18 protein-coding genes, 1 tRNA gene and 2 pseudogenes are annotated in these 19,034 nt (G+C 70.3%); 11 read left to right on the top strand and 10 right to left on the bottom strand.

The window, feature by feature from the left end; genetic code table 11:
* The 3 genes from KK483_RS17300 to KK483_RS17310 form a co-directional block, all read right to left on the bottom strand.
* On the bottom strand, positions 1-1,005 hold the full coding sequence (locus KK483_RS17300; protein ID WP_262009561.1) for a bifunctional MaoC family dehydratase N-terminal/OB-fold nucleic acid binding domain-containing protein: 1,005 nt from the start codon (positions 1,003-1,005) through the stop codon (positions 1-3).
* 95 nt (positions 1,006-1,100) lie between these two features.
* Positions 1,101-2,264, bottom strand: coding sequence for an acyl-CoA dehydrogenase family protein (locus KK483_RS17305; RefSeq protein WP_262006122.1), 1,164 nt, complete (start codon positions 2,262-2,264; stop codon positions 1,101-1,103).
* 240 nt (positions 2,265-2,504) lie between these two features.
* Positions 2,505-2,816 carry a hypothetical protein gene (locus tag KK483_RS17310; protein ID WP_262006123.1) on the bottom strand — a complete coding sequence of 104 codons (312 nt, stop codon included), beginning with the start codon at positions 2,814-2,816 and terminating at the stop codon, positions 2,505-2,507.
* A 336-nt stretch (positions 2,817-3,152) separates the two neighbouring features.
* On the opposite strand from KK483_RS17310, the gene KK483_RS17315 reads away from it, so the two are divergent.
* A complete protein-coding gene (locus KK483_RS17315) occupies positions 3,153-4,121 on the top strand; it encodes a bifunctional DNA primase/polymerase (RefSeq protein WP_262006124.1) in 969 nt (322 codons plus the stop codon).
* A gap of 101 nt (positions 4,122-4,222) precedes the next feature.
* Positions 4,223-5,023, top strand: a complete 801-nt coding sequence (locus tag KK483_RS17320) for a YqjF family protein (RefSeq protein WP_262006125.1) — start codon at positions 4,223-4,225, stop codon at positions 5,021-5,023.
* On the opposite strand, the gene KK483_RS17325 is transcribed toward KK483_RS17320, so the two are convergent.
* Entirely contained in the window at positions 5,007-5,453 is a 447-nt protein-coding gene (locus tag KK483_RS17325; RefSeq protein ID WP_262006126.1) for an Lrp/AsnC family transcriptional regulator, read from the bottom strand. The two genes, KK483_RS17320 and KK483_RS17325, sit on opposite strands and share 17 nt — an antisense overlap.
* A gap of 75 nt (positions 5,454-5,528) precedes the next feature.
* Here KK483_RS17325 and KK483_RS17330 point away from each other — a divergent pair, with 75 nt between their 5' ends.
* Together KK483_RS17330 and KK483_RS17335 are read left to right on the top strand one after the other, a co-directional pair.
* Positions 5,529-6,368, top strand: a complete 840-nt coding sequence (locus KK483_RS17330) for an AzlC family ABC transporter permease (protein ID WP_262006127.1) — start codon at positions 5,529-5,531, stop codon at positions 6,366-6,368.
* A complete protein-coding gene (locus KK483_RS17335; RefSeq protein ID WP_262006128.1) occupies positions 6,361-6,693 on the top strand; it encodes a branched-chain amino acid transporter permease in 333 nt (110 codons plus the stop codon). Before KK483_RS17330 ends, KK483_RS17335 begins: the two co-directional genes overlap by 8 nt.
* Positions 6,694-7,962: 1,269 nt before the next feature.
* Here KK483_RS17335 and KK483_RS17345 read toward each other — a convergent pair.
* A complete protein-coding gene (locus KK483_RS17345) occupies positions 7,963-8,709 on the bottom strand; it encodes a hypothetical protein (protein WP_262006129.1) in 747 nt (248 codons plus the stop codon).
* Between the two features lie 678 nt (positions 8,710-9,387).
* Here KK483_RS17345 and cutA point away from each other — a divergent pair.
* Both cutA and KK483_RS17355 read left to right on the top strand, forming a co-directional pair.
* Positions 9,388-9,675, top strand: a pseudogene (gene cutA / locus KK483_RS17350) (divalent cation tolerance protein CutA); the annotation flags it as partial.
* A gap of 96 nt (positions 9,676-9,771) precedes the next feature.
* A pseudogene (locus KK483_RS17355) lies at positions 9,772-9,906 on the top strand (IS5/IS1182 family transposase); the annotation flags it as partial.
* Between the two features lie 223 nt (positions 9,907-10,129).
* Here KK483_RS17355 and KK483_RS17360 read toward each other — a convergent pair.
* The 3 genes from KK483_RS17360 to KK483_RS17370 all read right to left on the bottom strand — a co-directional run bounded on the left by KK483_RS17360 (position 10,130) and on the right by KK483_RS17370 (position 11,997).
* On the bottom strand, positions 10,130-10,267 hold the full coding sequence (locus KK483_RS17360; RefSeq protein WP_262006130.1) for a hypothetical protein: 138 nt from the start codon (positions 10,265-10,267) through the stop codon (positions 10,130-10,132).
* Positions 10,268-10,400: 133 nt separating this feature from the next.
* Positions 10,401-10,487: transfer RNA gene (locus KK483_RS17365), tRNA-Ser, on the bottom strand.
* 55 nt (positions 10,488-10,542) lie between these two features.
* Positions 10,543-11,997, bottom strand: coding sequence for a S1C family serine protease (locus tag KK483_RS17370; RefSeq protein ID WP_262006131.1), 1,455 nt, complete (start codon positions 11,995-11,997; stop codon positions 10,543-10,545).
* A gap of 177 nt (positions 11,998-12,174) precedes the next feature.
* Here KK483_RS17370 and KK483_RS17375 point away from each other — a divergent pair, with 177 nt between their 5' ends.
* The 3 genes from KK483_RS17375 to KK483_RS17385 all read left to right on the top strand — a co-directional run bounded on the left by KK483_RS17375 (position 12,175) and on the right by KK483_RS17385 (position 14,960).
* Positions 12,175-12,966, top strand: coding sequence for a glycerophosphodiester phosphodiesterase (locus KK483_RS17375; RefSeq protein WP_262006132.1), 792 nt, complete (start codon positions 12,175-12,177; stop codon positions 12,964-12,966).
* Between the two features lie 80 nt (positions 12,967-13,046).
* Positions 13,047-13,679 carry an ATP-binding protein gene (locus tag KK483_RS17380; protein WP_262006133.1) on the top strand — a complete coding sequence of 211 codons (633 nt, stop codon included), beginning with the start codon at positions 13,047-13,049 and terminating at the stop codon, positions 13,677-13,679.
* 312 nt (positions 13,680-13,991) lie between these two features.
* Positions 13,992-14,960, top strand: coding sequence for an SEC-C domain-containing protein (locus KK483_RS17385; RefSeq protein ID WP_262006134.1), 969 nt, complete (start codon positions 13,992-13,994; stop codon positions 14,958-14,960).
* A 219-nt stretch (positions 14,961-15,179) separates the two neighbouring features.
* Here the strand turns inward: KK483_RS17385 and KK483_RS17390 are convergent, their stop codons facing one another.
* Positions 15,180-15,635: a hypothetical protein gene (locus tag KK483_RS17390; protein ID WP_313879283.1), complete on the bottom strand. Its 456-nt coding sequence runs from the start codon at positions 15,633-15,635 to the stop codon at positions 15,180-15,182.
* Here KK483_RS17390 and KK483_RS35330 point away from each other — a divergent pair.
* Entirely contained in the window at positions 15,634-15,831 is a 198-nt protein-coding gene (locus tag KK483_RS35330) for a hypothetical protein (protein WP_313879285.1), read from the top strand. The genes KK483_RS17390 and KK483_RS35330 overlap by 2 nt on opposite strands.
* A 163-nt stretch (positions 15,832-15,994) precedes the next feature.
* Here the strand turns inward: KK483_RS35330 and KK483_RS17395 are convergent, their stop codons facing one another.
* Complete coding sequence (locus tag KK483_RS17395; RefSeq protein WP_262006136.1) at positions 15,995-16,717, bottom strand: bifunctional DNA primase/polymerase; 723 nt, start codon at positions 16,715-16,717, stop codon at positions 15,995-15,997.
* Positions 16,718-17,319: 602 nt separating this feature from the next.
* Here KK483_RS17395 and KK483_RS17400 point away from each other — a divergent pair.
* Complete coding sequence (locus KK483_RS17400; RefSeq protein ID WP_262009562.1) at positions 17,320-18,945, top strand: PP2C family protein-serine/threonine phosphatase; 1,626 nt, start codon at positions 17,320-17,322, stop codon at positions 18,943-18,945.
* The last annotated feature ends 89 nt before the right edge of the window (positions 18,946-19,034 follow it).

The raw sequence follows: 19,034 nt of genomic DNA on the forward strand, positions 1-19,034 counted from the left end.
TCAGCTCACGCCCTCTGCGAGCGCCTCGCGGTTCCTCCGCGCTTCGAATTCTTCGAGTTCTTCGAGTTGTTCAGGTTCTTCGGGCGCTTCCACAGGACGGAACACCGGCAGCTCCAACTCTTCGTCCGCCCGCAGGAACTCCAGCCGTACCGGCATCCCGATGCGGACCTCGTCGTACGGCACCCCGACCACGTTGCTGACCATCCGCACACCCTCGGCCAGCTCGATCAGCCCCACCGCGTAGGGCGGATCGAAGGCGGGGAAGGGCGGGTGGTGCATCACCACGTACGAGTAGACGGTGCCCTCGCCTGCCGCCTCGACCGTGTCCCACTCCGCCGATCCGCAGGCCCCGCACCCGGGCAGCCAGGGGAAGCGCAGCGTCCCGCACCCCCCGCAGCGCTGGATCAGCAGCCTGTGCTCGGCGACTGCGTCCCAGAAGCCGGCGTTGTCCCGGTTGATCACCGGGCGCGGACGCCGGGGCCCAGGCGGCTTCGACTCGGACGGATTCGGCCCGGGCTCCTTCGGCCGGGGCGCGACAGCCGGGGCGTACTTGAGGATGCGGAAGCGGTGAGCCCCCGCGAGCTCGCCGTTCGCGAGGATGTCCATCCTGGTCGTGACGAAATGCCCCGTCCCCAGCTTGGTCGTCTTGCGCGGCGACACCGACTCGATCACCGAGTCGTAGGTGATCCGGTCGCCCGGCCTCAGCGGCCGCAGATACTCCTGCTCGCAGTCGGTCGCCACCACCGAGGTGAACCCCGCGCCGTCGAGCAGCGCGGACAGCTCGTCGTACGCGCCCGAGCGGTCCGCGTGCCCGGACAGCCCACCCATCGTCCATGCCTGGAGCATCGTCGGCGGAGCGATGGCGTCCGGCCCCGCATACGCCGGGTTGGTGTCGCCCATCGCCTCGCACCAGTGCCTGATCATGGGCTCGTTGACGAGGTCCTTGCCGGTGCCCGCGTTGTCCGCGACCCGCCGCCCCTCGTACGTCCTCAGCAGCCCGTCCATCCCGTCCGCGCCTGCTCCACCCGCGCCCGCGCCGCCCGTGCCGCCTGTGTCCGCGCCGCTCGGACCCGCTCCGTCCGCACCCGTTCCGTCCGCGCTCACCGCTTCCCCCTCCGCATACCGAGTCGCATCGTCGCGACGATCTCCCGCTGCACCTCGCTCACCCCGCCCCCGAAGGTGTTGATCTGCGCCGCCCGGTTCATCCGCTCCAGCTCCCCGTCCCCGAACACCCCCGGCGAACCGGCCCTCACCAACCCCGCCTCCCCCGTGATCTCCTGGCACATTCGATACGCCTCGACCGCCGATTCGGTTCCCGCGAACTTCACGCCGCTCGCATCGCCGGGGGCCAGTCGCCCGGCTCCCACATCCCCCACCAAACGCCAGTTGAGCAGGCGCGTTGCCGCGAGCCGGGCATGCACCTCGGCGATCCTGGAACGCACCCACGGCTCGTCAACCGGGCGCACCCCCGTCACCGGATCGGGGGTGCGGGCGTACGCGAGCGCCGACGCCGCGAAATCCTCCGCCTGCATGCCGATCGCGGCGAGCGCGACCCGCTCGTGGTTGAGCTGGTCGGTGATCAGCCCCCAGCCGCCGTTCTCCTCACCGACCAGATTCGCGACGGGGACGCGCATCCCGTCGTAGTACGTCGCCGTCGTCGTGAGCCCGCCGACGGTCTCGATCGGCGTCCACGAGAATCCGGGCGCGTCCGTCGGCACGAGGACGATCGAAATCCCCTGGTGCTTGGGCGCGTCCGGATCCGTACGGCAGGCGAGCCAGATCCAGTCGGCGTTCTGGGCATTGGACGTGAACACCTTCTGCCCGTCGACCAGCCACGAGTCCCCGGAGCGCACCGCCCTCGTCCGCAGCGACGCCAGATCCGTACCGGCCTCGGGCTCGCTGTACCCGATCGCGAAGACGAGGTCTCCGCGCAGGATCCGCGGCAGGAAGAAGGACTTCTGCTCCTGGGTCCCGTACTTCATGAGGGTCGGGCCGACCGTGTTGAGCGTGACCATGGAGACGGGTGCGCCGGCGCGGTACGCCTCGTCGAAGAAGAGGAACTGCTCGTCGGCGCCGCGCCCCCGGCCTCCGTACTCGACGGGCCAGCCGAGCCCCAGCAGCCCGTCTCCGCCGATCCGCCGCAGCAGCCGGCGCTGCTCCGCCGCGTCGTCGGGGGCCGGGGGTCCGTCAGGCATGAGGTCGCGGAAGTACGAGCGGAGTTCGGCGCGCAGCCGCTGCTGGCGCTCTGTCGGGGCGAGGTGCACGGCGGCGGCCTCCCTGGCGGCGCAGGACGGATTTCTGACTGTCCGTCAGATAGCGCTCGCCTGTCAAGGTCACGAGCACGGGCACGGGCACGGGCACGGGCACGGGCATCGGCGTCGGCATCGGTACCTTCACGGGCGCGGGCGCGGGCAGACAACGCGGAGCGGCCTGCGCTCCGGTGCCGTGACACCGTCGCGCAGGCCGCGATCCACCCCTCGGTCGGAACCCCGTCGGGCCCCGGCCTACCAGAGCTCGAAGAAGTTCACCGTGACGGAGTCGTTCGACTGGTCGATCGCCGTGAAGAAGGAGCCGTTCACGCTGGCCGTGTTGTTCCGGTTGGACGCCCCGGCGCCGGTGGCCACCTGCTGGGTGGTCGTCGAGTTGCCGTAGTTGTCGTCACCGACACCGCTGCCGTTGATCTCGGCAACGGACGCGTTCGATCCGTCGCCCGCGAAGGCGCCGTTGTCGGCCTGGGCGACACCCGTGAAGAGTGCGGCGGCGAGGGGCAGCGCGGCGACAGCGGCGAGGGCGCGAGCGGTACGGATGCTTGCCATGTCTTTCCTCCAGGAACCGTAGGTGCACCGTGAGTGCACCGGACGTACGGAAGTTCGGCTGGAACCCAGGCAGTTGGCCGACCGCCTCGGTCGTGGTCACGACGTCGCGATTCGAGAGCTGCCCACCGAAACCCCGGCGAACCGCCCCGGAGGCCCGGATTCCTCCTCACGCGTGAGGACATGTCGATAAACATCCTCCATGCGCTCAACCCCCAGGTCAGACGCCTACAAGGCGGCGGAACCCGCCCACCCCATGAGAAGAAGCGTTCCTGCACATTCTCCGCAATCCACCCGACCCCTCTTCCCTTATTCGAACTCCTGTACGAACATAGAACCATGGCCATCACCGACCGGCACAGCACCACCCTGGCCCTCGCCCACGCGCTCTCCGCCGCCGAGCGCGGGCTCCCCGTGATCCCGCTGTCCCCCACCAAACTCCCCGCCCTGCCCTCACCCCACCGCCGCGACCCGGAGCCGGTCCTCTGCCGAGGTGAATGCGGACTCCCCGGACACGGCGTGTACGACGCGACGACCGACCCCACCGCCGTCCGCGCGCTCTTCGCCGCGGCGCCCTGGGCGACGGGGTACGGCATCGCCTGCGGCCGTCCGCCGCACCACCTCATCGGGATCGACCTCGACACGAAGAGCGCCGGGCCCGGGGGCGGGACCGCAGCCGGGGCCGGCGGGCCGGATTCCGTTGCCGCCCTTCAGCAACTGGCGCTCCAGCATCTGTTCACGGTCCCGGAGACGGTCACCGTGCTCACGCCGAGCGGCGGACGCCATCTGTGGCTGACCGGCCCGCCCGACGTCGTCGTACCGAACTCGGCGAGCCGCCTGGCGCCGGGCATCGACATCCGGGGCAGCGGCGGATACCTCGTCGGCCCGGGTTCGGTCTCCGCGCACGGGGCGTACCGGCTCGCGCCGGGCACCGCGCATCTGCCTCTCGCGCCCTGCCCGCACGCACTGCTACGTCTGATCGCGCCTTCTGCGCCCTCCGCGCACCCGGTGCACCCGGTGCACCCGCCTGCGGAGGATCGGATGGGCCGAGCGGACCGAGTGGACCGGGGGGACGGAGCGGACCGGGCGCCACGGGGCGAAGGGCTCGTCCACTTCGTACGCGCCGCCCATGAGGGCCAGCGCAACACCCGGCTCTTCTGGGCCGCCTGCCGCGCATACGAGAACGGCTTCGGCGACGTGCTCGTGGACGAGCTCGTCGCCGCCGCGCTCAGCACCGGGCTCACCGAGCGGGAGGCCCGCGCCACGATCGCGTCGGCAGCCCGCCTCAACGCGGGGCGCCGCGGGTAGCAGACCCGCGTCCCCGCCGAGCCGTCCGCCCACGGCTGCCCCTTGACGACACCTCAGGGGGCGGCCCGGGCCCGTACAGCCGGCTCTGGGATCCTCGTGCCGTGCCGACCACACCGAGCCCCCTCCCTCCGGAACCCGAACCCATAACGGCCCATCCGCCCGGCGCCACACCGCGCCCTCTGCTCACCCAGTCCTGGCTCGACCTGGCCTTCCTCCACTGGGGCGCCGACCCCGTCGACGTCGCCCCGCTGCTGCCGGCCGGGTGCGTCCCGGACACGCTGGACGGGGTGACGTACGTCGGTCTCGTGGCCTTCCGGATGCACCGCGTCGGATGGTTCCGGCTTCCCGGCGTGCCCTACCTGGGGAGCTTCCCCGAGACCAACGTCCGCCTCTACTCGGTGGACAGCCACGGGCGCCGCGGCGTGGTCTTCCGCTCCCTGGACGCGTCGCGCCTCATACCGGTGACGATCGGACGGGCCGCCTTCCGGCTCCCCTACCTCTGGTCGAAGATGGCCGTCCGGCGCGACGGCACCACGCTCACGTACACCAGCACCCGACGCTGGCCCGGGCCCCGGGGCGCACAGAGCCGGATCACCCTGCGGATCGGTGACCGTATCGCGGCCCCCACCGCCCTCGAACACTTCCTCACCGCCCGCTGGGGCATGCACAGCACCCTGCTCGGACGCCCCGTCCACCTCCCGAACACCCACCCCCGCTGGCCCCTGCACCGCGCCGAACTCCTCACATGCGACGAGGACCTGGTGACCGCGGCGGGCCTGCCCCGGCCGGTCGGCGAGCCGGTGAGCGTCCTGTACTCCCCAGGGGTCCCCGTGCGCTTCGGCCGCCCGGCACGGCGGCACGGCGGCACGGGTAGGGCCCTGCCGGTCAGTCGTCGCCTTTGATCTTCTTCATGGTCAGGTGCGAGTCGACCCGGATGACGGCCGGAAGCCCCATGAGCTTGGTGGTCAGGAAGGTCTCGTACGCCGCGTGGTCCGCGACCGCGACGCGAATGAAGTAGTCAGGCCGGCCGAACAGGCGGCGGCATTCGACGACCTCGTCGTACGAGGCCAGCAGCGACTCCAACTGCTCCACTGTCCGGAGGTCGTTCACACCGATCTCCACCGCCACCACCACCTCGAAGGCGCGGCCTGCGGCCTCGGCGTCCACACGCGCCCGGTAGCCCGTGATGACCCCGGCTTCCTCCAGGCGCTTGACCCGCCGCAGGCAGGGGGCCGGCGTCAGGCCCACGCGTTTGGCCAGCTCGACATTGCTCAGCCGCCCGTCCGCACGCAGGTGACTCAGAATTGCTTGATCCAGGGCATCGAGCTTCATTCTGTTGCGCACACCCCCAGAGTGCGGCCATAACCCGCAACCATATTTCGTCCTTTTCAACCTAGCATTGCCGGTATGCCCAGTTCCACGCACACGATCGCCCGGGGCGGGCACGTCCAGCCCGCGACCGACCCGCCCCCGGCGGCCTCGGTTCCGCCCCCGGCGGCTTCGGTTCCGCCCGCGCCCGCTTCGGTTCCGCCCGCTTCGGTTCCGCCCGCACCGGTTCCGCCCGGCCACTCCGGCCTCAAGCAGGCGGTTCGGGACACCGGCTCGGTCGGCCTTGCGCTCTTCCCGCTCGGCGTGGCCTTCGGCGTGCTGGTCAGCCACCAGGGCCTGGCCTGGTGGTGGGCGAGCGTCATCAGCGCGTTCGTCTACGCAGGCTCTCTGGAGTTCCTGCTCGTGGGACTGATCGTCGCGGTGGCCCCGCTGGCGCAGATCGCCGTGACGGCGTTCCTGGTCAATTTCCGCCACGTCTTCTACGCGCTCTCCTTTCCGCTGCACCGGGTCACCGGCGCCACCGGGAAGGCGTACGCCACCTTCGCCATGACCGACGAGGCGTACGCGCTGTCCACGGCACCGGCCGCCGCCTCCTGGACCAAGGGCCGAATCCTGTGGCTCCAGGTCTTCTGCCAGGGCTACTGGGTGCTCGGCGCCACCGCGGGCGCCCTCGTCGGTGCCCTGCTCCCGGAACGCCTCGTGGGCCTGGACTTCGCCCTGACCGCTCTGTTCACCGTCCTCGCCATCGACGGATACAAGGCCAGGCGCGACCTGCCCGCACCGGTGCTGGCACTGGTGTGTGCGCTCGTCGCCCGGTTCGCCTTCCCCGACCAGATGCTGCTCGCCGCGATGGCCCTGTTCACCACGGGGCTCCTCGCCCGCCGATACGTCCACGACCGGAAGCCGACCCGTGCCTGACACCCCCTACATATGGGCCGCCGTCCTCATCTGCACGGCCATCACCTGGGCCCTGCGCGCCCTGCCCTTCGCCGCGCTGGCCCCGCTGCGCTCGTCGGACACCGTGCACCACCTGGGCGACCACATGCCCGTCGGCAGCATGGTGATCCTCACCGTGTACACCCTGCGTGACCTCCCCCTGGCCACAGCGCCGTACGGACTGCCGGCGATCGCCGCCCTGACCGCCACCGCGGCGCTCCACCTGTGGCAGCGCAAGGCCGTCCTGAGCATCCTCGGCGGAACCGCCGTCCATGTCGCCCTGGCCAGCACGGTCTTCGCCCACTGACCGAGCACCCACGTGCCGAACCCCCATGACCTGCACCTGACCTGCACCGCACCTCCTGCCAATGCCCGCAGCGCTTCCGTACCTCCTACGCCAAGGCGGGGCCGTGAATCCTGGCCGCAGGTCGGCCGCACGCGCTCGAACAGCGGTGGGACACCGCCGGATCAAGGTGGGACGGAGTGCATGCGGAAGGGGTGCCGCTCCGGAGAGTGGCACCCCTTCTGACCTGCAAACTTCTGACCTGCGGAGCGGTGGGTGTGGGATTTGAACCCACGGTGACGTCGCTGCCACGACGGTTTTCAAGAGAGTGCTGTGGGAACAGCCTTCACCGTGATTGACCTGCTCGTTCCCCAGTTGCCTGAGCAAGTGAGCCACCGCACCCCGTGTAACCGAACGCCTGCGGCCGGGGTGGCGTTGCCCTCGATGGGCAGCATGTAGCCGGTGCCGAACCGGCTGGTGATCACCATCACCTGATCCTTCCCACTGGCCTGTTCCTTCGTCGCTGATGCCAGGGTCTCGGGGCGAACAGTCGTACTCCGTCGACCTCGCCAATCAGCGCGGCGTGCACGCGGGCGAGAGCCCGTGCGGTGCCGATGCCATTGGATGACAGGAGTCCCGCAGCCCGCACCCTGGCGAGTCGAAGATCTCGGCCGGATCGGTTACCGCGAACGCCCGATTGCTCAGTGAGTTCGGGTCACGCCAAGCGGCGACCTGTTCACGGAGATCCTCAGGAACCGACTCGGTCGGCACCGCCGTAAGGTTCACGGTCGGCGGCCGGTACGACATGCGGCTGACTATCGCGTGCCCTCGCAGGCAGACGGATGAAGAAGTCCAGGCCCAGCGGGCACGCGATCTCCTCGGCGAAGAGTCGGCCCGTCGACCGGCCGGCGGCTCGGAGAATCGACAAACCGACCATCCAGCCCCGAGTTTGACCGCGGTATCCGGGGTCCATTGGGGCGCTGGGCTGCCACGGCTGCCACCGGCTGCCAGACGACAATCCGGGGAGTCGTCGATTAGCCTTCCCGTTCTGTGAAGTGAGCTTCTGGCGCCAGATCATCCCCGTGTTCGAAGGGCCGCGCTGGGCGTCGACGGCTGCATTGAGGCCGGGACTCAGACGACTTCGCGCGGACAGCCGTGGTGCGCCACTTCGTTGCCTCTGCCGCTCGGAGGTGCTGGATGGGCGCGGTTAACCTGGTCCAACGGCCTGCGGCCGTTCGCCCTCACTGCGATTGAGGGCGAACGGCCGCGGTTCTTGCTCTGGCGTGAGGCCTATCAGGTGGTTGCCTTGCCGATGCAGAACCACACGGTGCCCGCGCCGAGGCCTCCGGCGGCGGTGATGCAGGGTACGCAGGCAGCACCGGCGGTTCCCACGCAGGCGGCGGCACACGCGGTACCGATCAGCGCAAGGGTCCAGGATGAGATGCCCGCGCTGGCCAGACAGTTGTTCAGCTTGCTCCAGCTGAAGCCGAAGGTCGAGGGCTGAGACTGCTTGACGCTCAGGTCCTTGGGCAGGTCCGCTGCGTTGATGATCTTGTCGGCCGTGAGAGCACCGTCGCGCCATACCTGTGCGTGGCCGGTCTTGTCGTCGTGGACGAGCTGCATCTCCAGCGTCTCGATCAGCTTGCCGGACGCGTCGTACACCACGTTCAGGCTCGCGCCGACGACCTGGCCGCTGATGGGAACGGCGACCTGGGTGTTGCCGTTCTTGAACTTGTAGACGGTGGCGCCCTCCGTCACCAGGGACGAGCCGGTCTTGAGGTGCGCAGTGATCTTCTTGCCGTCCACATCTGCGCCGACCCTGTGCACCCATGCCTTGGCCTGCTCCCCGTCGATCACGGAGGACTGGCTCTGAAGTGCCTGGATGTTCTCGGCCAGTGCGGCGGTTTCGGGCGAGACATCGCCTGCGAAGGAACCCGAGGCAAAGGCCGAAGGGGCGAACGCGTGGCTCTGCGCGGCAGTTGTGCCGACGAGGGCCAGGCCGGCCAGGGTGGCGGTGGCTATGCGGTAGGAGAGTTTCAAGGGGACGTTTCCTTCTTGATGGCGGAGATGTTGAAGTTGCTCGCACGGATCGCGGCCATCAGCGCTTGCGAAGAAGCACGAGGAACACGAGTACGGAGCTCGCGGCAGCGGCCGCCCACGGAGTGGGGCCGTCATGCCACGTGACGACGGCTGCCGCAATGGTCAGGGCCGCGTTAAAGCCCGCAATCCCCAGGACTACCCCCGCTGTTCGCCCGTCTTCCATCTGTGTCCCCTGCTGTGGTTGTTCACCGCTGCGGTCGGAATTGACCATATGAGTGAGATAAGACCCCCTCAAGTGATCAACGGGTCATGGCCATGGTTTCCGGACAGGCTGAGGTGGCGTTCCGGTATCCGGGGTACTCGCTCAGACCACCGCCTCTCGGCGTGGAACAGAGCTCGGATCATGATCAGTTGAGCCGATGCGGTCGTTCCGGTGGGCTGCTGGTGCGCGGCGATCAGCAGTTCGAGTGGGCCTCTACGAGATGTCCTGATTACGCGACAGAAGCCTTGCCTCGCGGAGGGCCGCGCACGGCTTCTCTGCTTCTGCGGGAGAGTCGGAGGTGTCTCTACAGTGAGAGCCGAGCCTTGGTCGGGTAAACGATCCGTCGGCTGGCTGAGGCCAGCGACCAGCGGGGCTTTGGGTGCAGGTCAGGTGACCGGCCGTGCGTAATCACGGCTGTGGACAATCAGGACGCTGCGCGCCAGCTGTCGCGCTCGGCTGTGGAGGCGTGCCTAGCAGCTTCCGGGCAGGTGATCGGGCCCATCGAAACGACGTACCGACACCTCGGCGAGGGCACCGAGGGCACCGAGGGCACCGAGGGCACCGAGGGCACCGAGTATCAGGTGACGTTCCGTACGACCGGTGACCGGCGCGAGGCGCTGGAGAAGCACTTGGTGGACAACCACCCCTACGACTTGCCTGAGGTCATCGCGTTCACGATCGACGCCGGCCGTGCCGAGTACCTGGAATGGATCACCCGGGCCACCGTTAGCCCTTCGCGCACTCCAGTAGCGCGCCGACCGGGGCGAGGGACCGGTGGGGCTCCAACCGCTTGGCCATCACGCACCATGTCCTGGCTGACCGGCTACCGCAGACTCAACCACCGGTACGAACGAGAACCAGGCAACTACCTGGCCTTCCTCGGTTTGGCAGCCGCTCGCTGCTGCTACATACGGCTCCTCAAACTGACCATGTAGGACACGGTCTTAGGCAGCCGCCATGGGGCGAGCCTCCAAGATCATGGCCCCGATCGGGCAATTGCGGGCAGGCGAGGAGCCGGCCGATTCGCGGGTCAGTGTAAGGGGCCATGATCTCTCGCCCCATGGCAGCTCCCGCCCAAAGCCGCTCCACCGACCCCAGTTGGTACACCTGGACCCGCGAAGGTCAGCTAGAAGCCGAGCTTGCCGAACGAGGCCAGGATCACGAGTCCGACAACCGTCCGGCGACGAACAAGTAGATGCTCATCTTTCGGACCCAGCGACGCTCGGCCTGCCGCCGATCCACGTCGTATTGATGCATCCCCTGCGCCACAGCCCGCGCGGTCTGATCCTCGTCCATCGCGCCCCCTGCTTCATCCGCGTGCCCTCCCGTGCCCGATCTGACGGGGAACCACAGGGAATCTCGGTCACTAGCAGTCACGCGAAGACGAACGACCCCCGACCATTGGCCCTGGTCAGAGGTCGTTCATCTGCGGTGGGTGTGGGATTTGAACCCACGGTGACATCGCTGCCACGACGGTTTTCAAGACCGTTCCCTTAGGCCGCTCGGGCAACCCACCTCGCACCGCCGACCCGGGTGGTCCCCCGGGTGCGGTGCCTGCACAGCCTAGCCCGTCAGCTGTCGCCCTTGCGCTGGCCCAGGGTGACGTCCACCGTGGACTCCTTGCCGTCGCGCTCGTAGGTCAGCGAGACCTTGTCGCCCGGCTTGTGGTTCCAGATTTCGCTGATGAGGGTCGGGCCGCTGTCGATGGGCTTGCCGTTGAACCTGGTGATGACGTCGCCCGCCTTGAGGCCGGCCTTGGCCGCCGGGCCGTTCGGGGTGATGGCGGGGGTGCCGCCGGTGCCCTCGGTGGGGATGGTGGCGCCTTCGGCTTCCTCGGTCATGGTGACCGTGGCGCCGATCACGGGGTAGACCGGTTCGCCGGTCTTGATCAGTTGTTCGGCGACGTTCTTGGCCTGGTTGATGGGGATGGCGAAGCCGAGGCCGATGGAGCCCGCCTGGGACTGGCCCAGGCCGTTGCCCGCGGACTGGATCGCGGAGTTGATGCCGATCACCGCGCCCCGCGCGTCGAGCAGCGGGCCGCCGGAGTTGCCGGGGTTGATCGAGGCGTCGGTCTGCAGGGCGCTCATGTACGAGTTCTTGCCGCTGGAGCCGTCGCCCGAGGCCACCGGGCGGTTCTTGGCGCTGATGATGCCCGTGGTGACCGTGTTGGAGAGGCCGAACGGGGCGCCGATCGCGATCGTCGCGTCGCCGACCGCCACCCGCTCGGAGTTGCCGAGCGGCAGCGGTGTCAGTCCGGCGGGGGCGTTCTTCAGTTTGAGGACGGCGACGTCGTAGCCCTGTGCGCGGCCGACGACCTCGGCGTCGTACGTCTTGCCGTCGGAGAAGGTCGCGGAGAGTTCGCCGCCGTCGGCCGCGGAAGCCACCACGTGGTTGTTGGTGAGGATGTGGCCCTGCTTGTCGTACACGAAACCGGTGCCCGTGCCGCCCTCGCCCTCGGCGGCGTCGGACTTCGCCTCGATGGTGACGACGCTCGGCAGCGCCTTGTTGGCGACCGCCGCGACCGTGCCGGGCTCACGCTTGAAGTCGGCGGGGGCGTCGCCGGCGGAGACGGTCGTCGAGACGGAGCCGTTGTCGTTGCGCTCGGCCGCCCAGTAGCCGATGCCGCCACCGATGCCGCCGGCGACCAGCGCGGCGGCGAGGACGGCGGCGACCAGGCCGCCGCCGGAGCGCTTGGCAGCCGGGACGGCCGCAGGGCCGGGGCCGAACGGCTGTGCGGGTGCGCCCCAGGGAGACGCCGGGGTCGCCGGGGGCCAGCCGCCCTGGGCGTGGGGGGCGGAGGCGGTGTGGTGCGCCACGGTCGGGGAGTCGGCCGGCAGCGGAGGCACGGGAGGCACCGCGGCACCGGCGGGCGCCGCCGGCGAACCCGGCTGCGCCACCGTCCCCATCCGCTCCGTCGGCGACGCATCGCTGTCGTGAGCGGCCGCCGGCCCGGACGGAGGCACGGGAGGTACGGACGGGGCGGTCTGACCTGCAGTGCCCTCGTTGTCCTCGTTCTCGGTGCTCACAGCTTTCTCTCCTCGATTCCGCGATGCTTGCGTACCGTCGGTCCGCTGCGTTCAGCTTTTACCACCGGCTGTCAGGCCACTGTAAGCAGGACCTGTGCATATCCGCGCCCCCCTTTATCCCGGACATTACGGGCAGGAGGGCGGCGCCCTGCCCCCGGACGATGTCACCATGACGCGGTGACACCACACCCGATCCAGGTCGTCGCTCACCGCGGTGCCTCGGAGGACGCTCCCGAGCACACTCTGGCCGCCTACATGAGGGCCATCGAGGACGGGGCCGACGCCCTCGAATGCGATGTGCGTCTCACCGCGGACGGCCATCTCGTCTGTGTCCACGACCGCCGCATCAACCGCACGTCCAACGGCCGCGGCGCCGTCTCCGCCCTGGAGCTCTCCGAGCTCGCCGCGCACGACTTCGGCTCCTGGAAGGACAGCGAGGAGAGCCCGGACTGGGGGGACCGCGAGTTCACGTCCGTGCTCACCCTGGAACGGCTGCTGGAGCTGGTCGCCGACGCCGGGCGGCCGATCGACCTGGCGATCGAGACCAAGCACCCCACCCGTTGGGCCGGTCAGGTCGAGGAGCGGCTGCTCCTGCTGCTGAAGCGCTTCGGACTCGACGCCCCGGCCGCGGCCGGGGCGTCGCCGGTGCGCATCATGAGCTTCTCGTCGCGCTCGCTGCAGCGGATCGCGGCCGCGGCGCCGACCATTCCCACCGTCTACCTCATGCAGTTCCTCCAACTGCGCGTGCGCGACGCGCGACTGCCCGCCGGCGCCCGTATCGCCGGACCGGGGATCCGGCTCGTACGCAATCACCCCGCGTTCGTCGAGCGACTGCACGCGGCGGGCCACAAGGTGCACGTCTGGACCGTGAACGAGCCCGAGGACGTCGATCTCTGTGTCGGCCTCGACGTCGAGGCGATCATCACCAACCGCCCCCGGCAGGTGCTTGCCCAGCTGGGCCGCCGGTAAGGCGCCGGCGCGTCCGAAGTCCCTCACGCCCCGCTACAGGGAGTGCACCGGCGCGTTCGAACCGTATTCGACCGTGACGAGTGCGTCACCAGACACGGATTGGCCGGTTTCCGGTCCAGTCCAGTGGGGCATCCACACCGTGGCGTGGGGCAAAGGAGGTCTCGGGGGTGGCGTTGGTGGTGGCACAGGAGGTGCCCACGTCGTCGTGCATGGCCGTTCCCCATGGCCCTGCGGGCGTGGGTGAGGCGCGGCACCGGATGCGTGAGCAGCTACGACGCAGCGGGGTGTCCGAATCGGTCGTCGACGATGCTGTTCTGATCCTTTCCGAACTACTGAGCAATGCCTGTCGGCATGGCAGGCCGCTGGGGCAGGCCGAGGTCGGCGACGGCGACATCCGTGCCGCCTGGCGCGTCGACACGACAGGCGGACTGACCGTCGAAGTGACGGACGGGGGCGGTCCGACCCGACCAATTCCGGCCACGCCTTCGGTCACGGCGCACGGCGGGCGCGGGCTCAACATCATCAGTGCGCTCGCCCAGGACTGGGGCGTACGGGACAGCGCGGCCGGTGAGGTCACGGTGTGGGTGCTCGTCACGGAGGGGCATCGCCGCGACGATTTCGCTACGCGCGTCACCGGCCCGAGTTCCGGTACCGCGCCCGGCGCGGGGTTCGACTTCGTGGACGTGTACGACGACACGTACGGTGACGCGTAAGCCCGCACCCAAGCCCGCACCCTTGCCCGCGCCCTCGCCCGCCCGCCTCGCATGCGCGCTTCGCGCACATGCCTCCGGGGCCCGTACACGCACGCGACCACGCGTACGACAGCAGGCGCCGGCCGCCCACGGCGGAACAGGCCGGCCGCGCAGCGCAAGCGCGGGCCCGGCCGCGCACGGCAGCACCGGGCCGGCCGCCCACGGCGACACCCCCGCGACACGGCGCACCGGCCCTCCGCCCCGTAACGGCTAGGCTCGCGCCCGAGACACAGGCACCACACAGCACCGCTGTCCTCGGGAGAGAGCCACACCATGGCCAAGAAGCGCACCCAGACGAAGGCCGCCAAGCCGCAGCTCACCGATGGCGAGATCCCGGTGGTCGGGGCCCGTGAGCCCTGCCCCTGCGGTTCGGGCCGTCGCTACAAGGCCTGCCACGGCCGGGCCGCCGCCACCGCCGCGACCGAGCCGGTCCAGCGTCCCTTCGAGGGACTGGCCGGCGAGTGCGACTGGATCGCGCTGCGCGAACTGGTCCCCGCGGCGACCGTCGAGCTGACGCTCAAGGACGGCCTCCCCGACGACGTACCGTCCGTGACGCTCGCCACCGTCCTCCCGATGGCCTGGCCCGCGCTGCGCCGCGACAGCGGCTCCATCCTGCTCGCCCTGCAGAACGACACGGTCTCCGGCGACCTGAGCCGCGACATCGCGCACACCCTGCGTCGCGCGCTGACCGCCGCGCCCGGCAGCCCCGTCAAGGTCGAGCGCGCGCCCGCCGACGCGCCGCGGCTGCAGGACCTGCTCGACCCGTCCGCGCCGTTCGAGCCGGTGGTCCACAGCGGCTTCGAGTTCTGGATCCCCAACTCCGCCGAGAACACGAGCCCGGAGATCGCCGCCTCGCTGGAGCGCGCCAACGCCGCCGCGATCCCGACCGTGAAGCTGACCGGCGTGGACGCCGCGTACTGGTGCGAGACCCCGGAGAAGAACCACCTTCGCTGGGTCATGCCGCACCCCGAGGAGAACCTCCTCGACGCGCTCGCGCGCCTGCACGCCGCGGGGACGTCGAACCTCACCGAAGGAACGCGGCTCGTGGGCTCGTTCCGCGCGCACGGGCTCGTGGTCCCGGTCTGGGACCTGCCGACCGGGATGAGCGCCGAGGAGTGCGAGAAGCCGGCCGCCGAGTTCGCCGAGCGACTGGCGGAGGCGCTGGCCCCCGACACCCCGCTCACCGCGGATGAGCGCCGGGCGCGCGGCGGGCTCACCAACCGTCAGGTGACCCTCAGCTGACCTACCGGTCGGCGACAGTGACGATTTCTGTCGCCCGACAGGTGATCCCCGTCACAAGTCCCAAACTGCCCTGCAATTCCCTGTCCGAATACCCGAGATCGAATTTGCGAACAGCAGATCTCTTGTTACCGTTCAGGAAGCCCGGTCGCTGGTGCATCCCCCGTCGCCAGCGACCGGGCGTTGCTATTCGCGGATTTCACCGCGCTCCCGCACCCCGCGTCAACTGCCGGTAGCAGCGGGTGAGTTGCTTCCCGAACGCAAGAGCAGCGGGCCTTCTCCGAGATCTCCGGAACCCGCGAACTCCGCCACCGCCGCATACTCGCCCACTTCACCAAGGGCCTTCTCACGCGGTGTTTCACAGACCGCGGGCTCGTCCCCGGCTTCCACGACGCAATGGGTCTGGACGGTCCTGCCACCGGGGCCCATGAGGCTCAGCACGGAGCTCAGCTGCTCGCCCGTGGCGTTGCGGTAGTACGTGCGCGCCCAGGTGTCGGGTCCCTCGTCCAGGACGCAGGTCTGTGCCTCGACGCCGTCGGGGGAGGTGAGTTCCGGGCCGCAGCGTTCGCTCGTGCGTGCCCGCGCGGGTACGGCCGCATCGACTGCGGCCGCATCGGTTTCGGCCAGAATTTCCCGCCGGCCCGCCGTCTTGCCATGCGCCGGTACGTTCCCCGCCATGTTCCCCGACGGGTGCTCCGGCACCTTCGCCGGACCGTTCCGCGACCCGCTCCATGACCCGTTCCTCGGCCCGCTGTCCGAGACGGGTCCGGCGGAGGCCGCGATCGGCAGCATGGCGGCGCAGACGACGGCGAGTGCGAGCCCGGTCGTGCGGATGTTCATGGGGCGGCCCACCTGCCGGCGCGAAGAGGTGTGACATGTGACGGTGGGCCGAAGATATCGACGGTACGAGGGCGCTCGGGGCCCGCGCGCCCAAGTCCCCCGCAACTGGGCTCAGCTCACACCCGTACGAGTGAGCCGAGCCCCGGATTCACGTACGCAAGCGCGAAGTCAGCGCAAGCAGGGAATCGGCAAGGGCATCAGTAGGTGAGCCGGGTGCCGTCCCCCGACTCCGGCGGACTGAATCCTCCGGCGGGCGCGCTCATGCTCGCCTCGACCAGCGCGTCCACGACCGCCTCGACATCCGGCAGCCAGGGCTCGGCCGTCCCGGGCAGGGGGGCGCGCTCCCAGCGGACCTGTCCCGTGCCGACCTCCGAGGGAGGCAGCATCAGATAGCCGCCGGCGCTGTGGAAGCGGAGCGAACTGGGCACCCGGTCCTTCGCGTACAGCAGCTCACCGAGCCGCTCCATCGAGTACGGGGCGACGAGCAGCGACCAGCGGGTGGGGGTCGCCACGACCGGGCCGAGCCGGATGTCCATCCGGTCGAGCGCGGCAAGCGCACGCGCCCCCGCCATGGCGGGCAGGCTCACGGCGCACGGTGCGCGGCCGCCGGTGGCCAGCACGATCGGAGCCGCCGGACGGTTGGTCCACCACCAGCGGACCATGCGCGCGTCGGTGGTCGCCGCGAGGATTCCGGGGTCGAAGGGGTGCGCGCCGGGGACGACGCACTCGGGGTCGGGGCAGGCGCAGCCGCGTCCGCGGTCACCGGGGCCGGCAGGCCGGAGCCCCACGCCGGGCAGCACGGGCCAGTGCCATTCCGTGGCGCAGGTGAGCGCCGCGTCGAGCTGGGCAGGCGTCCCCTTGAGCGGTGTCCGCCTGTGCCGGAACCGGAGCCTGCGTCGCCTTCCGGGGATCTCGCGCATGAGCGCTCGTTCCTTTCCGTTGAACGCCGAGGGCCACATCACACCATGTGTGCATCACTTCACTGTGCGTACTGCCGGGCGTACTGCTACCGCGTCAGCACCCCTTGCCATGGGCATGGGGCGTCCCCTGATCACTTGCGGCAACGAGCGCCATAGAGGGCCGGACGGACGTGGGCTGTGTCCATTAAACGTGTGGCGAGGGGTGGCGCGTGCATGGCGCTTTACCGTCCCGCTGAGCTGGTCCGCTGAACTTGGTTCCGCTGGTCCTGCCACTCGACATGAGGCTCGGCGGCCTCGGCGGCTAAGACGCCCGGGCCCCCCGCCAGGTTCCGGGGCCGTCCCAACTGCCCCTGACCGTCACCGTTTACGTACCCACCACGTCCGGAATGACGCTCCTCCTGGGCCTTCCCGGACGTCGCGGCCTTCACCGGCCGGACTTCGCGGGACGTCGGACTCTGGATCTTTCTCGGATCCCGGCCCCTGGAGGTGCCCCCTACTCGAACGCCCTCAGTCGACCGCAAATAGCGGCCATGGGGGGCATTTTTTGGCCAAGTTAGCAACCCGCCGAACGCCCCGTGGACACCAGCGATTCCCGCAGGACAATGCTGGACATCCCCTCACGTGTCCGTGTACATGTGGATCCATCGATAGCGGCGCAGAATGACATGGGGGTTTGCGATGCTATTGGCCGAAACGCACCCGCGGGAAAGTCGGCTGCCATGAGCGCCCCTCACCTGCCGAAAGTGGCTGGAATCGATTCAGCGGTTCCCGCTCCGGCGCAAACTGCCGCCTCCCTCGCCGCCGCCTCCGGCCCCGGCGCGGTGCTCCAGGACCGGCTGGCCGGCTGGGTCTCCGACCTCACCACCCTCCACGAACTCACCGAGCGCCTGGCCAGGACCAGCGCTCTCGACGCCGCCCTCGACGAACTCCTGCGCGCGGGCGCCGCTCTGGTCGGCGCCCGCCGCGGCATGGCCGTCCTCGAACCCCCCGAGGGTCGCGGCCCCGCCCTCACCGTCGGCCTGGGACTCGCCCACGCCGACCTCGGCCACATCGAGACCGTCCCGCGCAGCGCCACCACCTACGGCCGGATCCTCGAGGGACTCACGGGACTGGACGGTGTCGACGGACTCGACGGACTCGACGGCCCGGCAAGAGCGGGTACGGGGGTGAGAGGGGCTGCCGGACTCCCCGGCCCGGTCGCCCAGGCCGATCTGTTCGGCGACGAGGGTCTCGACCCGCGCCTGCGCGAGGTCGCCGCCCGCCTCGGCTACGCCGCCAGCTATGCCCTGCCGCTCGCCACCGAGGAGGCCGGACGGCTGGGCGTCGCCGTCTGGTTCTACGACGAGCCGGCCGAGCCCGCCGACCGCCGGCGCCATCTCGTCGGCCTCTACGGCCGGTACGCCACCGAGCATCTGGCCCGGCTCCTGGAGCTGGACCGGGCGCGCCGGCGCATGGCCACGATCGCCGAGGAGCTGCTGCCCAGCCGGCTCCCCCGGGTGCCCGGGGTCCGGCTCGCAGCCCGCCATCTCGGCGGACCGCGCGGCGGCGGCGAGTGGTACGACGCGCTGCCGCTGCCCGAGGGCGCGCTGGGCCTCGCGGTCGGCTCGGTCACCGGCTCGGGGCCGAGCGCACTGGCCGCGATGGGACGGCTCCGCGCCAGCCTGCGGGCGTACGCGGTGATGGAGGGCGAGGACCCCGTCGCCGTACTGTCCGACCTGGAGCTGCTGCTGCGGCTGACGGAGCCGGCCCGCTCGGCGACCGCGCTGTTCGCGTACTGCGAACCCGCGCTCAGGAAAATCGTGCTCGCCGGAGCCGGGCACACCCCTCCGCTGATCACCGGGGAGCGGCGCACCGAGTTCGTGGAGACGTCGCTGTCGGCGCCGCTGGGCATGCTGGCCTGCTGGGAGGCGCCGAGCGTGGAGTTCTCGCCCGCCCCGGGCGAAACGGTGCTGCTCTACACCGACGGTCTGCTGCGGCGCACCGGCGACCCGATGGACCGGGCGTTCGCGCGGCTGCACGCGGCCGCGGCGAGCGTGCCGAGGGCCGCTCGGAACGACCCCGCGGCGACCGCGGACCATGTGCTTCGGACCGTGCTGCCGGGCGGGCTCGGCGCGGCCGGGCACGGAGCGGCCGGGCACGGAGCGGCCGGGCACGGAGCGGGCGGGGACGGAGCGGGCGGCGGACCGGACGGCGAGGACGTGGTGATGCTGGCGGCATGGTTCGAATAGATCACTCCCGATATACCACTGTGTGGGGGGCTTGCGGCCATGGGCCCCTTCCGCACGCCCGTACGATGGGTGAGGGTTCAGTGTCGTAC

Source organism: Streptomyces sp. FIT100 (assembly GCF_024584805.1).
Classification (GTDB): Bacteria; Actinomycetota; Actinomycetes; order Streptomycetales; family Streptomycetaceae; genus Streptomyces.